General features: G+C 38.2%; 12 protein-coding genes. 10 read left to right on the top strand and 2 right to left on the bottom strand.

Annotated elements, in window-relative coordinates:
- The 8 genes from JXA84_05165 to JXA84_05200 all read left to right on the top strand — a co-directional run.
- On the top strand, positions 1–967 hold a 967-nt coding region (locus JXA84_05165; protein ID MBN1150593.1), incomplete at its 5' end, for a class I SAM-dependent methyltransferase.
- Complete coding sequence (locus JXA84_05170) at positions 964–2,154, top strand: hypothetical protein (protein ID MBN1150594.1); 1,191 nt, start codon at positions 964–966, stop codon at positions 2,152–2,154. The genes JXA84_05165 and JXA84_05170, both read left to right, overlap by 4 nt.
- A gap of 2 nt (positions 2,155–2,156) precedes the next feature.
- The gene (locus JXA84_05175) at positions 2,157–3,449 is read left to right on the top strand and encodes a hypothetical protein (protein ID MBN1150595.1); all 1,293 of its coding nucleotides are present in this window, start codon (positions 2,157–2,159) and stop codon (positions 3,447–3,449) included.
- Positions 3,437–5,347 carry an asparagine synthase (glutamine-hydrolyzing) gene (gene asnB, locus JXA84_05180; protein MBN1150596.1) on the top strand — a complete coding sequence of 637 codons (1,911 nt, stop codon included), beginning with the start codon at positions 3,437–3,439 and terminating at the stop codon, positions 5,345–5,347. The genes JXA84_05175 and asnB (JXA84_05180) overlap by 13 nt, the downstream gene beginning before the upstream one ends.
- A gap of 1 nt (position 5,348) precedes the next feature.
- Positions 5,349–6,284, top strand: coding sequence for an SDR family NAD(P)-dependent oxidoreductase (locus tag JXA84_05185; GenBank protein ID MBN1150597.1), 936 nt, complete (start codon positions 5,349–5,351; stop codon positions 6,282–6,284).
- Entirely contained in the window at positions 6,281–7,339 is a 1,059-nt protein-coding gene (locus tag JXA84_05190) for an NAD-dependent epimerase/dehydratase family protein (protein ID MBN1150598.1), read from the top strand. Before JXA84_05185 ends, JXA84_05190 begins: the two co-directional genes overlap by 4 nt.
- Before the next feature lie 158 nt (positions 7,340–7,497).
- Positions 7,498–8,427: a glycosyltransferase gene (locus JXA84_05195; protein ID MBN1150599.1), complete on the top strand. Its 930-nt coding sequence runs from the start codon at positions 7,498–7,500 to the stop codon at positions 8,425–8,427.
- Complete coding sequence (locus tag JXA84_05200) at positions 8,420–9,529, top strand: glycosyltransferase (protein MBN1150600.1); 1,110 nt, start codon at positions 8,420–8,422, stop codon at positions 9,527–9,529. The genes JXA84_05195 and JXA84_05200 overlap by 8 nt, the downstream gene beginning before the upstream one ends.
- On the opposite strand, the gene asnB (JXA84_05205) is transcribed toward JXA84_05200, so the two are convergent.
- Positions 9,503–11,401: an asparagine synthase (glutamine-hydrolyzing) gene (asnB, locus tag JXA84_05205; protein ID MBN1150601.1), complete on the bottom strand. Its 1,899-nt coding sequence runs from the start codon at positions 11,399–11,401 to the stop codon at positions 9,503–9,505. The genes JXA84_05200 and asnB (JXA84_05205) overlap by 27 nt on opposite strands.
- A complete protein-coding gene (locus JXA84_05210) occupies positions 11,401–12,588 on the bottom strand; it encodes a GGDEF domain-containing protein (protein ID MBN1150602.1) in 1,188 nt (395 codons plus the stop codon). The genes asnB (JXA84_05205) and JXA84_05210 overlap by 1 nt, the downstream gene beginning before the upstream one ends.
- Before the next feature lie 136 nt (positions 12,589–12,724).
- Between JXA84_05210 and JXA84_05215 the strand changes: the two genes are divergently transcribed.
- Both JXA84_05215 and JXA84_05220 read left to right on the top strand, forming a co-directional pair.
- On the top strand, positions 12,725–14,272 hold the full coding sequence (locus JXA84_05215; protein MBN1150603.1) for an acyl-CoA carboxylase subunit beta: 1,548 nt from the start codon (positions 12,725–12,727) through the stop codon (positions 14,270–14,272).
- A 4-nt stretch (positions 14,273–14,276) separates the two neighbouring features.
- On the top strand, positions 14,277–14,660 hold the full coding sequence (locus JXA84_05220) for an OadG family protein (GenBank protein MBN1150604.1): 384 nt from the start codon (positions 14,277–14,279) through the stop codon (positions 14,658–14,660).
- Positions 14,661–14,694 lie beyond the last annotated feature (34 nt).

Consider the following 14,694-nt stretch of genomic DNA (forward strand, 5'->3'; position numbering starts at 1 on the left):
ATATCCACTCAAATGGAAAATTATAGATTCATGCCCGTTATGTGGATCAAAAAAAATAACGTCTATATTTAAAAAATTCGGAATGAATTATTCAAAATGCAGAAATTGCCAATTTGTTTTCCTCAACCCATCACCGACAAATGAGATGTTTTCAGATTTTTACAATTCACAGTATTACAACTCTGTCAGAGAATTTATCGAAATCCCAAGAGCTTTAAGCTCGCAAACACATTCAAGCGTATCGGTCGGCTTCGATGAATATCGAGCGTTGTTTGAAAGCGTTACAGAATATGTCCAAAAAGGTTATTGGCTTGATATTGGAGGTGGAATAGGAGCTTTTTTAAGCATGGTGGCAAACGCGACGAATTCCTTTAGATTATGTTTAAACGAGACAAACTCAAAATCAGCCGAGTTTGCTAGAGGTCATTTTGGTTTTGAGGTTGTTGAATCAGATCTGGATAATAACCCTCAAATGAAAGAGACATTTGACGTACTGAGCCTGATTTCTGTCGTCGAACACATACCATTGCCATTAGACTTTCTAAAGAAAGCTTTGAGAACTCTTAAAAATGGCGGTGTTTTGGTTTTGAACACGCCAAGGTTTTCAAGGTTTAACAGATTGTTTTCAAAAGAATCTTCATACAATGTAATACCTCCATATCACGTCTCTCTTTTCGACGAAAACAACCTCTGTCTGATCGAGAAATTGGGTCTTAAACTTCAAAAATTCTGGTTTAGCGGTCAGAACGCTTTCAGTTTTTTGGATTTACTTCATATAAGTGAGATGTGCGATGTAAAGATTCCTGAAAAGGGAGATGAAGAAATAGAAGTTTTAAGCGACATAAAACTCGGTTTAATGCAAAAAACCGCCTATAAAATGCTTTCGACTATAGATAAAATTATGAAAAATACAATCAGGAAAGTTGACGGAACAGACATGATGAATTTTGTTTTTGTAAAAAAATGAAAAAAATCTGTATTGTCACTACAGTTGCTTATCAAAATGACAGCAGGGCTCTTAAACAATTAATCTCGCTTTCGAAAAATGGTTATAGTGTCGTGGGGGTTGAATTCGAAAAAAGCGATAATTTCGAATTTCCGGAAAACATTGATTTGATTCGCCCAATGCAGTCCCCGCAGATAAAACCGACACAAAAGCCAAGGCATAATATTTTCGGATGGATTGAAAAAAAAATTGTCTCTTGTAAAAATATTTTCAGATTTTATTTCTTGAATTGTATCTATTATCCCATGAGAATTATACCTTCAAGCGACTTATATATAATGCATTCACCTTTTCCTTTTTTACCGATTTTCTTCAGGACAAGAAACAAAAGAGCAAAATTTATCTACGACGCTCATGAGTATTATTTGGGACAGGGTGACATTTACCAGAATACAATTCTAAAGAAAATTTATGATTTCTTGTTAGGTAAAATTGAGAAATATTCAATACATTATTCAAATGCTACTCTGACCGTGAGTCCGGGAATTTCAAAGGTGCTGAAAAAAAAGTATGCCGCGGAACCAGTTGTTATAATGAACGTTCACGATCGAACTTTAGACAAAGTTTCTAAAAGAGGCAATATTAGAGACTATTTCAAGAAAGAAGATTTCATTGTTCTCATGTCGGGAAATGGGAAAAACTGTGTAAATATTAACCTTTTAGTTGAAGCGGTTTTGTCGCTGGACAGAAAGTATAAGTTAGTTCTGGTAGGGAAAAACCACAATCGGTTCATTGATAATTCTTACTTGAAATTCATAAATGACAGAATATATATATTTGATGACCTTGTAGCAAACGAAATAGTGCCATTTATAAAGGGATCGGATCTTGGCGTTGTACTTGTCGACAACACATATTCAAATTTCAAATATTGCTTGCCAAACAAGCTGTTCCAATACATCAGCGCTGAAATACCAATTCTTACTTCGGATTTGGAAGATGTAAATATGGTTGTGAAAAAAAACAAAATTGGAGAGATTTTCAGGATAAATTCAGCTCAATCGCTTGAAAAATCGATATATAGCATCTCTTCGGGAAAACCGATGCTGCCTTCAATGAAAATCTTTTTGAGACGTGCTGAGAAAAAATACAATTGGAAGATCGAAGAAAAAAAGTTTATCACTGTTTTAGAAAATCTTGAGGAATGAGAGTGAAAAAAAATATTTTGATTGTTTACGCTTACAGAGATTTTCCTCTGAGAGTCGCGATAAAAGATCATCTCTATTCTTTTAAAAAGCATTCAGACTCAAGATGCTTTTATCTGAACATTCAAGAGAGAAAATTTCCAGTGTGGCTGTCAAGGGTTGAATTCGATTTGATAATATTTCATACTATTTTTCTTTCCTCGAGGTGGAACAGGGTTCTGTTCAAAAAACTAAAAGAAAAGTTGATGCCTCTCAAAGAAATAAGGGCACTAAAAGCCGCTTTACCTCAGGATGAATTTGTCAATATGGATCAAGTGCGTGATTTTATAGGAGATTTCAATGTTGAATATGTGTTTTCCGTTTCCCCTCCTTCCGAATGGGAAAAGATTTATAGAGATCTGGCGAAATCTGAATTTGTAAAAATAAAGGAAGTTTTGACCGGGTACATTTCCGAGAGCAGAATAGATAAAGAATCTAAGAAAAATAATAATCTAAAAAGAAAAATAGATATAGGTTACAGGGCATGGAAGGCTTCTTTTTGGCTAGGAAAACACGGTCAACTTAAGTCGCTTGTTGCAGATAAATTTAAAATGAAATCGCTTGAATATGGCTTAAAAACTGATATTTCGACTAGAGACGAAGATACAATAAAAGGCGAAGAATGGTTTGATTTTCTGAGAGAGTGCAAATATACTATCGGGGTGGAAGGAGGTTCGAGTATTCTGGATGACGATGGAAGCATAAGGGAGAGAACCGAAAAATACTTGGAAATAAATCCTGGAGCAAGCTTTAAAGAGGTTGAAAATAATTGTTTTCCAGGAATTGACGGTAACCTCGGCCTTTTCGCATTATCTCCAAGACATTTTGAAGCCTGTTTGACGAAGACGTGTCAAATTTTAGTCGAGGGAGAGTATAACGGTATATTCAAGCCTTGGGTCCATTATATACCAATCGATAAAGAATTTAAAAGCCTTGAAAAAATTCTCGATATAGTCAAAAAAGACGATATCAGAAAAGAAATCGCAGAAAATGCTTTCAGAGATATTGTTTTACAAGAAAATTATACCTACAAAAAATTTGTACAGAAAATATTCGAAACTGTGTTTCGAGAAGAGAAAGTCAAATACAAAAACAACAACCGGTCTCAGATCTGTTATTTTTTAAACGAAATCTGTGAATTATCGGCTTGGGCAAAAATATATTTTTACATTGAATTGAGATCAAAAATCGTCGAAATGTTACCCAAACCAATCATTGCAACTCTTAAAAGGTTGGTCGGAAAAAGATGTGCGGCGTAGCTGGTATTTTTGATTTAAGCGGTAACAAAATACGCGGCTTGGATAAAAAACTCCGTGTAATGAATAAACTTCAAGCTCACCGAGGTCCCGATGATGAAAATATATGGAGACATCGAGACGGATTTGTTGGATTAGCGCACAAAAGGCTCAGTGTCATAGATCTCGCCAATGGAAAGCAACCAATGACAGATGAAAACGGCAACGTCGTCATTTTCAACGGAGAGATTTACAACTACAAGGAAATCAGGGATGAAATCGGAAAGGAGAATTTTAAAACCGATTCTGATACCGAGGTTATATTGAAATCCTATTGTAAATGGGGGATAGATTGCCTCCAGAAATTCAGGGGAATGTTCGCATTTGTCCTTTGGGATGATCGACAAAAATCCCTGTTCTGCGCAAGGGACAGATTCGGGATAAAGCCTCTTTATTATTTCTTGCAGGGGGGGATATTTTATTTCGCATCTGAAGTAAAAGCGCTCATGCCCTTTATAAACACAATTGAAACCGATGTTGAAGGGTTCAAAGATTATCTCACTTTTCAATTTTGCCTGGACGGAAAAACCCTGTTCAAAGATATAAAAGAATTATTGCCAGCGCATTACATGACAATTAGTTATTCTAAAATCGAGACTTCAAGATACTGGCAGGTTTATTTCAACATCGATTTCAACCACACTGAGAAATATTTCTCGGAAATGACTGAAAATCTTTTCATACAGTCAATCAAATACCATAAAATCAGTGACGTGAAAATCGGAGGTTATCTTAGCGGAGGTCTGGATTCTAGCTTGGTCAATTTATTCGCTTCAAAAGGAATTGAAAAAGACTATGTTGGTTTTAACGGAAGATTCGGTGAATTAAAAGATTATGATGAAAGTCATTTTGCAAGAGTTTTATCTGAATTCAGCGGTTTTGATCTTCATTATATCGACATCACTTCAGATGATTTCATCGACAACATAGAAAAAGTCATTTACCATTTGGATTATCCGGTGGCTGGTCCAGGCTCATTTCCGCAGTTTATGGTTTCTTCGGTTGTGAAAAGACACAGAAAAGTTGTACTTGGAGGGCAAGGAGCTGACGAAATATTTGGAGGGTATGCCCGTTACCTGATGGCTTATTTTGAACAATGTATTAAAGGCGCCATAGATGGCACATTGAATAATGGTAATTTCATTGTGACTTATGAATCAATAATTCCTAACTTAAAAACGCTCAGCAATTATAAACCTCTTTTCAAGGAATTTTGGGCTCAAGGTCTTTTTGAAGATATGGACAGCCGATATTTCAGGCTTGTAAACAGGAGAAACACTCTTAAAGACGAAATAAAATGGAACAATCTCGGCGATTATTCACCTTATGAAACATTCAGAAAAATTTTCAGCGCTGAAAACGTCGGGAAAGAATCTTATTTCGACAAAATGACCCATTTTGATTTTAAAACTCTTTTACCGGCTTTATTGCACGTCGAAGACAGGATGAGCATGGCTTTCGGTGTTGAATCAAGAGTGCCTTTTCTTGACCACAAACTCGTGGAATTTGTCGCGACAGCACCATCAAACGTCAAATTCAAAGATGGAGAACTAAAGCATTTGCTAAGAACGTCTGTCGGGAAGTTACTACCCCCGATTATTAATAACAGAAAAGACAAGATGGGATTTCCTGTGCCTCTGGTCAAATGGATGAAAAATGAATTGAAAGCTTATTTTTTGGATATTTTTTCATCGGAAGCGGCTTCCCACAGACCTTATGTAGACAATTCGGGAATTGCTTCTTCACTTTCGGATGAAAGAGAATTCGGCAGAAAGATATGGGGTCTTCTATGCATTGAAATATGGCAAAAACAGTTTCATGACAGAGAAACCTATTTTAAAACATTAATAAAAGAGGAATGATATGAAAGTTTTAATTACCGGAGGAGCTGGTTTCATTGGATCTCACCTGGCTGATAAATTAATTGAAAGAGGGGATGAGGTCGTCGTAGTTGATAACCTGGCAACCGGCAGAAAAGAAAACGTAAACAGCAAAGTGGTTTTTTTTGAAATGGACATTTCAAATGACGATCAACTCGGGAAAATTTTTTCTGAACACAGACCTGAAACCGTCATACATGCAGCTGCTTCCTATAAATCTCCCGACGACTGGAGAGAGGACGTAAAAACAAACGTATTGGGAACTGTTAATGTTTTAAAACATTCAAAAGAAACCGATGTCAGGCGTCTTATTTATTTTCAGACATCCCTTTGTTACGGATTGAATCCTATTGAACAACCAATAACATTGAACCATCCTCTTTTTGAAGGAAAATACAACGGAGGCAGCAGTTATGCCATTACGAAAACTGCTGGAGAATTGTTTATTTCATTGAGCGGATTAAATTTCATATCGTTTAGACTTGCCAACGCATACGGCCCCCGAAATTTAAGCGGCCCTCTGCCGACATTTTACAAACGATTGATGTCCGGTGAAAAATGCTTTGTGGCTGACACTAGAAGAGACTTTATCTATATTGACGATTTGATAGCGGTTGTCATAAAAGCGATTTCAATGACTGAAAAGAGCGGTTTTTATCATGTGTCTTCAGGCAAGGATTACTCCATAAAAGAACTATATGATACTCTTTCGAAATTCATAGACGAATCAAAAAAACAAAAAGCAGAATTTAAGCCCAGATCTCCTGACGACACTTACACCATTCTCTTGGACCCCCAAAAAACCTGGGTTGATTTTAACTGGCAAGTTCATACATCTCTTGAAGAAGGCATCAAATCAGCTGTGGAGTGGTACAGAGAAAACAGGATTGAAACAACTTACACCCATCTCAAAAAATGATAGAAGACAAGCTCTTAGGTTCACGGATACTGATCACAGGCGGGGCGGGTTTTGTAGGTTCTAATCTTGTAAAAAAAATCCTTCTTTCAAAATGCTTTTCTATTACAGTAATAGATAATTTTTTGTCTTCTGAAAAGGAAAATCTTCCCAATGACACTAGGATAAAACTGATAGAAGGATCCTGCGCCGATGACCAAATTTTAGAAAATCTCGGTGATGAATTTGACCATGTGTTCCACTTGGCGACTTTTCATGGAAATCAGAATTCAATATTTGATCCTATCGCCGATCATGAAAACAACTTGTTGACTTCTTTGAAATTCTTCAAAAAAATATCAGATTTTAAAAAAGTAAAAATGACCGTGTATTCTTCCGCTGGTTGCACAACCGCGGCTAAAACTTACGATACACCTGAGCCTACAAAAGAATCAGATGTTGTGTCTTTGTACATGGATTCACCATACCAGATATCAAAAATTGCCGGAGAGCTCTACGCCAATTATTTTTTTTTAAACAAAGGTTTAAAAATTGTTAAAGCTAGATTTCAAAACGTCTATGGACCGGGTGAAATTCTTGGTGCTGGCAAATGGAGGGGCACTATTTCAACTATTTGGAGAAATGTCGTGCCTGTGTTTATTTACAGAGCTTTGAAAAAAAAACCTCTTTTACTTGAAAACAGCGGTAATTCTTCAAGAGATTTTATTTTTGTGGATGATATCGCTGAAGGACTTTTAAAAGCGGCAATTTTGGGCAAGAGCGGAGAAGTATACAACTTGGCAAGCGGTGTGGAAACCGGAATTTTTGAATTGGCTCAAGAAATCAACAGATTATGCGACAATCAGAACAACATTGATTTGCTGCCAAGAAGAAACTGGGATAGATCTGGCAGGCGTTTTGGTGACATAGAAAAATCTTCTCGCGATTTGAATTTTCACCCAAAAGTTTCACTGGCAGAAGGTCTGGAAAAAACAATATCATGGACTAGGGAAAATATGCGGATCATAGAATCGTGCATAAAAAAGCATGATAAACAAATTTCGGTCTTGTCGAATTGAAGAAAAAGAAAATCTTAATTGTCACTCACACCGACATAAGCAATGACCCGAGAATAACAAAGCATCTTAACTATTTTCGCAAAAAGGACTGGCAAGTTGAATGTTTGGATGGCAGAGGACGCGTTGATTCTATAAGTTTCTTTTTTTTCTTTGTAAAATTGCTGATTAGAGACATAATCGGAGCTTATTCAGAAAAATACAAATGGATTAAGAAAAAAATTAAGAGAGAATTCCGACCAAGCTTGATTCTTGTAAACGATTGGCCTACTCTTCCACTTGCCTGCGCTTTAAAAAAAAGATACTCGGCGAAACTTATTTATGATGTGCACGAGTGGTCGAGAGAGGAACATTTACGGGATATTAAAAAAAGAATTTCTGTGATTCCAGCTTGCGAAAAAATCGAGAATAAATTTATCCATTGCGCCGATGCAGTTTATACGGTTAACGAGTCCATAAAATTTAAAATAAGAGAGTTTTATGGAATTGAATCTGAAATTATCAGAAATTGCGCTTTTAAAGCTGACATAAAACCTGAAGATAAAAAGTTCTGTCACCCAGTAAAATTCTATTACCACGGGGTGTATTTACCGATGAGAAAGATTGAAATATTCGCTAAAGCAATAAGCCATTTCCCTGAAAGATTTGAGTTGTACCTTAGGCTTGTCGGGAAGATTTCAAAACTTAAACATTTTTGTTCTGGTATGAAAAATGTTTATTTCGTAGATCCAGTCCAAATGAAGGATCTTATAATCCAATCTCAGGACTACGATGTAGGAGTTGCATACATTTACCCTTCGAATTTCAACAACCTAATATCCCTTCCCAATAAATTTTTTGAATACATTATGGCCGGCCTTCCTGTTTTCAGCGGACCTTCTCCTGAGATGAAAAAAATAATTGATGAATTCAACATCGGGTTTGTCAGCGAAGGTTTTTCAGTCCGATCTATTGTAAGAACTTTAGATGAAATTTCTACAGAGAAGGTAAAAAAAGCTTACATGAATGTTTTTAAAGCTCGGGAGAAACTCAACTCCGACATCGAGTGGGAAAAGATTGTCAAAAAAGCGGATTCATTGATCAATGAATAAAATCCTCGTCCTTATCAGTGACTCTTACGGCGGAACAGAGAGAAGGTTTTCAAGGTATTTTGAGTACGCCAGAGATAAAAAAAATGATATTACGTTATTTATAAATAAAAGTCTTTTTTTGAAAATACAAAAATCCGGTCTTTTATCGGCAACAGAACAAATTGTCGTATTTCCAAATATTTTCAGCGCTTTTTACAACGGCAGATGGAAATACAAAAACCGATTTTCTTTTTTATTGAGTAAATTAGATGTTCTTATGGCTTCTTTTTATTTGACAATTTATGTTTTCGTAAAAAAACCAAAAGTCATCCATGCTGTACTATCTGGTGTCTACGCCGTTTTCCTTTTGTTGATTTTACAGTTGTTCAAGATAACGATAACAATGCCATCTATAGACCTTTCAAAACTGACAAGTGAAAAATTCGGTTTGTTTTTCAACTTGCTCGCTTTGAAACTTTGCCACAGGGTAGACGTACTTTCTCCTGGAGCTGTGCCTGAAATCGTATTCAAGGGTATAAAAAGAGAGAAGATATTCGTGTCAAAGTGCAGTTTTACTGACACGGAAAAATTCAAACCTTCTGATAAAGTCCCAAAAATTGTTTTTGCAGCGAGACTGGAAAGCTACCATAGGCCAATGACTTACCTGAAATCCGTGAAATTGGCGGGATTAAAAGACGCACAATTTTGCATTATTGGCAAAGGGTCTCAAGAGGATGAGTTGAAAAAAATTGTTGAAGAAGAATTGAAAGGTATCAACGTCAGGTTGTTTTTTAAAGAAGACATAAGCGAAGAACTCGCATCGGCTATTATTTTCGTAAGTCTAAAAGACGATAACTACCCCTCTCAAAGTCTCATCGAAGCAATGTCCTGTGGATGTTCGATAATTTCTTCTAAAGGCGGAGACACTGAACTTTTGGTGAAAAAGGAGTTTGGTTTCATCGTCGATATTGACGAGCGGATTATTTCTGAGAAAATCAAGGAACTATTGGATAATACTGAAAAGGCTAAAGAAATGGGGAATAAGGCGAGGCTTTTTATAAAAGAGAACCACACTGTTGAAAAATTCGACTGCTACTTAAGAGACTTTTGGAATACCGGATAGGAACAACTCGGAATTAATAATTCTCCAAAAAACACTGTCGTATTTTTGTGTTTTTGTGATTTTATCCGGGTAAATATAGGACATCCATTCCTTTTCAGGTGTTGGAAATCCCAGCTTTGATTTTCTCCATACCGTTGAAGGAGAGACAATTCCTGCAACAGATTCTCTTAGAATCCATTTTTGCCAGCCCAAGTGAATCTTGTAACAGGACGGAATTTTCATTACGTATTCTATAAGCCTGTAATCCGTGAAGGGAACTCTCGACTCAACCGACCATCTCATGGAGTTTCTGTCCTCGTATCTAAGCAATCCCTGAAGGTTGAAACCCAGCTCGTCGTTGTGGAGAATTTTGTTGAAGGGAAGGTTTAGTCTTTCTCTTTGAATAGAGGAAATTTCACTCCAAGGGATTTTATTGTTTTCTGCTGTTTTAAAAGAACGTTTCTTTATATTTGTAATGTAAAATTGGGACAGAACTTCTCTGAGGTTTTTGGCAAATTCAGAATTTAGAATTTTGTAAATGGAGGATAGTTTCAATTCATTAAGAGTTTGTTTTATTCCGTAAAGCCTCTTTCTAAAAAGGAGATCTCTTAAATTGCCCTCGGCGAGGAAATAGGGATAGTAGAAAAAATACCCGCCGAATAATTCGTCGGCACCCTGACCGTCTAAGACAACTTTTACGTGATTTGAAGCTTCTTTCATGACCCTGTATTGAGCGTAGATCGATGTTGATGAAAAGGGCTCATCTTGGCAATCAATAAGATCGGCCATGTCTGATTCGAATTCTTTAGCTTGAGGATAGATGAAAAAACCTTCGGCACCGGATTCTTTTATGATTTTGTTTGCCCAGAAGCTTTCGTCAACGTATTTTTCATTTTTGTATGCAGAAGTGAATGTTTTTTGCCTTTCTCCTACGCTTTCGATCCCTTCTTCTTTAAGAAGATTGTTTATAATCATGACTATAGATGAGCTGTCTACGCCGCCTGAAAGGCATGATCCGACAGGAACGTCTGCTCTCAGCCTCAATTTGACAGAATCTATGAGAATATCTCTTACCTCGGATGAATAGGTTTTGGCTTTTTTCCCGTCGAATATTTCCCGGCGGAGTTCGAAAGGGCAGTTCCAGTATTTTTTTTCCTGGGCACTCAGGTTTTTCGTGTCAATTACTAAATTTGTAGAAGGTTTAAGTCTGTATACGCCTTCGTACATTGTTTTCTCGGAAAAGTCATGGAGCCAGGAAAATACATATATCATAAGTTGGTTTAAGTCCGGTTTTCTTTCTACAAGCCCGGAGGCGAACAGAGCTTTGATTTCGGATCCAAAGATAAAATAATTTTCCGTGGCGCGGTAGTAAAGAGATTTTACGGAGACTCTGTCAACTGACAGAAACAAAGCATTTTTGACGGAGTCGTAAAGAGCAAAAGCCCAGTCTCCGTTGAAATGTTTTACGCAGTTTTCTCCCCATACATCATAAGCCGCGAGGATGACTTCAGTGTCAGTGTTGGAGTAAAAAAAGCGGCCCCTAGATCTCAAATATTCTTTCAATTCGAGGTAATTGTATATCTCTCCGTTAAAGGCGATCCAATACCTTCGGTTTTTGTACGGCATAGGCTGATGACCGGCGCTGGAAGTGTCAATGATCGAAAGTCTCCTGTGCCCGAGAAGAAGTCTTGCGGGTCTGTTGAAGTCTTTTATGTGTGCTGGTTTATTGATTTTACTGTCGTCGCCCCGCAGTTCGGTGATGCATCCTGAATCGCTGACGTGAATAAACCCTTCATCGTCAGGGCCTCTGTGTTTTATGCGATTTGTCATATTCAGGATGACCACGGGATCGACGTCGCTATTTATTGAGAGAATTCCAGCGATTCCGCACATCAGCTTTTGGACCTCTTGAATGATTTTATGCTTTTTTGAATGGCGAGCATTTTTGCGTTGAGGTATGAAATTGATCTTTCGAGGATAAAATTGTAGGAGCTGTTTCTGATTTTCACGACGAAGATAGATCTTTTTTCGGACAGGGATATGTTTTCGACTTTTCCGGTGAACGAAAAATTCAGGGGTTCACCTGAGAACCTGAGAATTTCCTCGAACCTCTCTGAGGTTATTTTGTTTTCAACGCCGGTTCTCAGATCTTTAATTTTCAGAGCCATGATTTTTTTGGGATTAGAGGGATAGGGCATCCATTGTATGATTTCAATCATGCCTCCAGTCGAGAATGATGGCATTCCGGGGAAATCTATTTCAAGGGACAGAATGTTGTCTTCTGAATCCAGGTTCGGGTCGTATATATACGTCCTGTTTCTGCCTTCCTCTTTAGCCCTGTAAAGAGCTTTGTCCGCTTGTTCCACCAGGTCTGATTCGGATCTTGAGTTGAATTTCGGGTATTCGGAGATTCCAGATGATAGGGTTACGTTTAAACTGTTACCTTCGGATTTGAAATTCGTTCTTTCAATTTTTTTTCTAATTTTTTCAGCTATTTCAAAAGCTTTTGAGGCTTCCGCGGATGGCATCAACACCACGATTTCTTCACCGCCGTACCTGCACGCGGCGCCTGAAGAAGATGTCTCGTTTCTGATGATTTCGGAGACTTCTCTGAGGACAGAATCCCCTGTCTGATGTCCGTATGTGTCGTTTATTTGCTTGAAATGGTCTAAGTCGAAAAAAATGACCGAAAAAGGAGAAGAATCATCCGCGGACAGAAACAGTTGTCTTGCATTTTTGTTGAAATAATCTCTCATATAAAGTTTGGTCAATTCGTCGTATTTTGCACTCTGCATTTTCATGACGAACTCTTCGCATTTTGAGCATTCTTCGAAAGTAAAAGTGTTGACAGAAATGTTTTTCTTGCGGCATCTTGCTCTAATGACTGAAGCTGTAACACCGCCGGTATTTTTCTCTCCCAGTAAAACAGTAGCTTCGAGGTATTCACAAGCAGGATACATCATCGTGCATTCGTCGCAGACCCATGGACTTATGGAATAGATTGTCGGCTTGGAAGCGATATCGCATATCTCTCCTATCTCCGATTCTATCCTGAAAGAACACGGTCTGTACCTTTTCATTTTTTTCCCCTCAATTTTTCATAATTATAAGGCTTCGAAGGCATCATTAAAAATAAAAATTGTCCAAAAATTTGACGCCATGTTATATTTACGATAATAGTTGAAATATTGTAATAACAATATTAAAGAGGTGTAAATGAGTGAAGAGCAGTTGAAAAGATTGCATGATATGAAAGAGCAGGCTTTTCTCGGAGGCGGAGAAGAGAGAATAGAGCAGCAGCATGAGAAAGGAAAAATGACCGCGCGAGAAAGACTTGCAAAACTTCTCGACGAAAACTCTTTTGAAGAATTTGATATGTTTGTCACCCACAGGAGCGATGATCCAAATCTCGCGGAGAAAAAAATACTATCCGATGGCGTAATAACCGGCTACGGAACGATAAACGGTAGGCTAGTTTTCGTTTTTTCTCATGATTTCACAGTTTTTGGAGGTAGCCTTTCTGAGACATTCGCTGAAAAAATTGTCAAAGTGATGGATACAGCAGCAAAAGTGGGAGCGCCGATAATAGGGCTTAATGATTCAGGCGGCGCGAGGATTCAGGAAGGTATAGAATCTTTAGCCGGATACGCCGAAATATTTTACAGAAACGTCATCTATTCCGGAGTTGTCCCTCAGATTTCCCTTGTCATGGGGCCTTGCGCGGGAGGTGCGGTTTACAGCCCGGCCATTACGGATTTTATAGTCATGGTCGACAAAAAAAGCTATATGTTCGTCACGGGTCCAAAAGTCGTCAAAACCGTGACGAGTGAAGTTGTAGACGAAGAAGTTTTAGGCGGAGCGAGGATTCATTCAACAAAAAGCGGCGTTTCGCATTTTGTGACGGAGGAAGAGGAAGAGGCTCTCTTGGTTGTAAAAAAACTCCTGAGCTTTTTCCCTCAAAACAACATGGAGGATCCCGATATTCTGCCTTGCAACGATCCGGTCGATAGGATTGAATTATATCTTAACGAAATCATACCGGAAAATCCTAATAAGCCCTACGACATGAAGGAAATAATCGAAAAAGTTCTAGATGCCGGTGAGTTTGTCGAAATACATCAAAATTACGCTCCGAACATAATAATTGGTTTTGGAAGACTGAACGGTCATTCGGTAGGGATTGTCGCTAACCAACCGAGGTACCTGGCAGGTGTCCTCGATATTGAGGCGTCTGTGAAAGCAGCGAGGTTTGTGAGGTTTTGCGACTCTTTCAACATACCAATAATTACTTTTGTCGATGTTCCCGGGTTTATGCCGGGGACAAAACAAGAGCACGGAGGCATCATAAAACATGGGGCGAAACTACTTTTCGCTTTCGCCGAAGCTACAGTTCCGAAATTAACCGTCATAACAAGGAAGGCTTTCGGCGGAGCTTACGATGTAATGAGCTCCAAGCATTTGCGCGCGGATTTGAACTACGCCTGGCCGAGCGCTATGATAGCAGTTATGGGCCCGAGAGGCGCGGTAGAGATACTTCACAGAAAAGAGATAAAAAGCTCCGAAAATCCCGAAGAGACAGCGAAAATTTTCGAAGAAGAATACACGAATAAATTTGCCAACCCCTATCTTGCAGCATCCAGGGGGTATGTCGATGATGTGATTGAACCGGCGACGACCCGATTCCGGCTGATAAAAGGATTGGAAATGCTCGCTACTAAAAGAGAATCGTTGCCGCCAAAAAAACACGGGAACATCCCGCTATAGAGCAATGGTAAATTTTTCTGGTATCTTAAATTCAGCCACAGAAGGCGCCCTTTCGCCGGGAATGCTCGCTATCGTGGGTATGTTGGTCGTCTTTATCGGTCTGGTACTCCTTCAATTTTTCGTCAACATCTTTCATTCCATACTCCTGGGCATTGAAGCAAAGGAGAATAAAAAACGAGCCAAAAAGATAAGAGACGGAGAACAAAACACTAACGTTTCAAAAGAAGAAGCTGTCGCGATAGCTCTCGCGCTCGATATCTATCATAGAAAATTTATGGCTGAACATGATTATATTTTGACTTTAAAGAAATACACAAAAAACGTCACTCCCTGGAAAACAGGAAACATGAACGGTTTCCCTAATGTTTTCAAGAAATCCTGGAGGTAGAGATGAGAAAGTATTCTTTTATCATAAACGACAG

The organism is candidate division WOR-3 bacterium (assembly GCA_016926475.1).
Taxonomy (GTDB): Bacteria; SDB-A; SDB-A; order SDB-A; family SDB-A; genus JAFGIG01.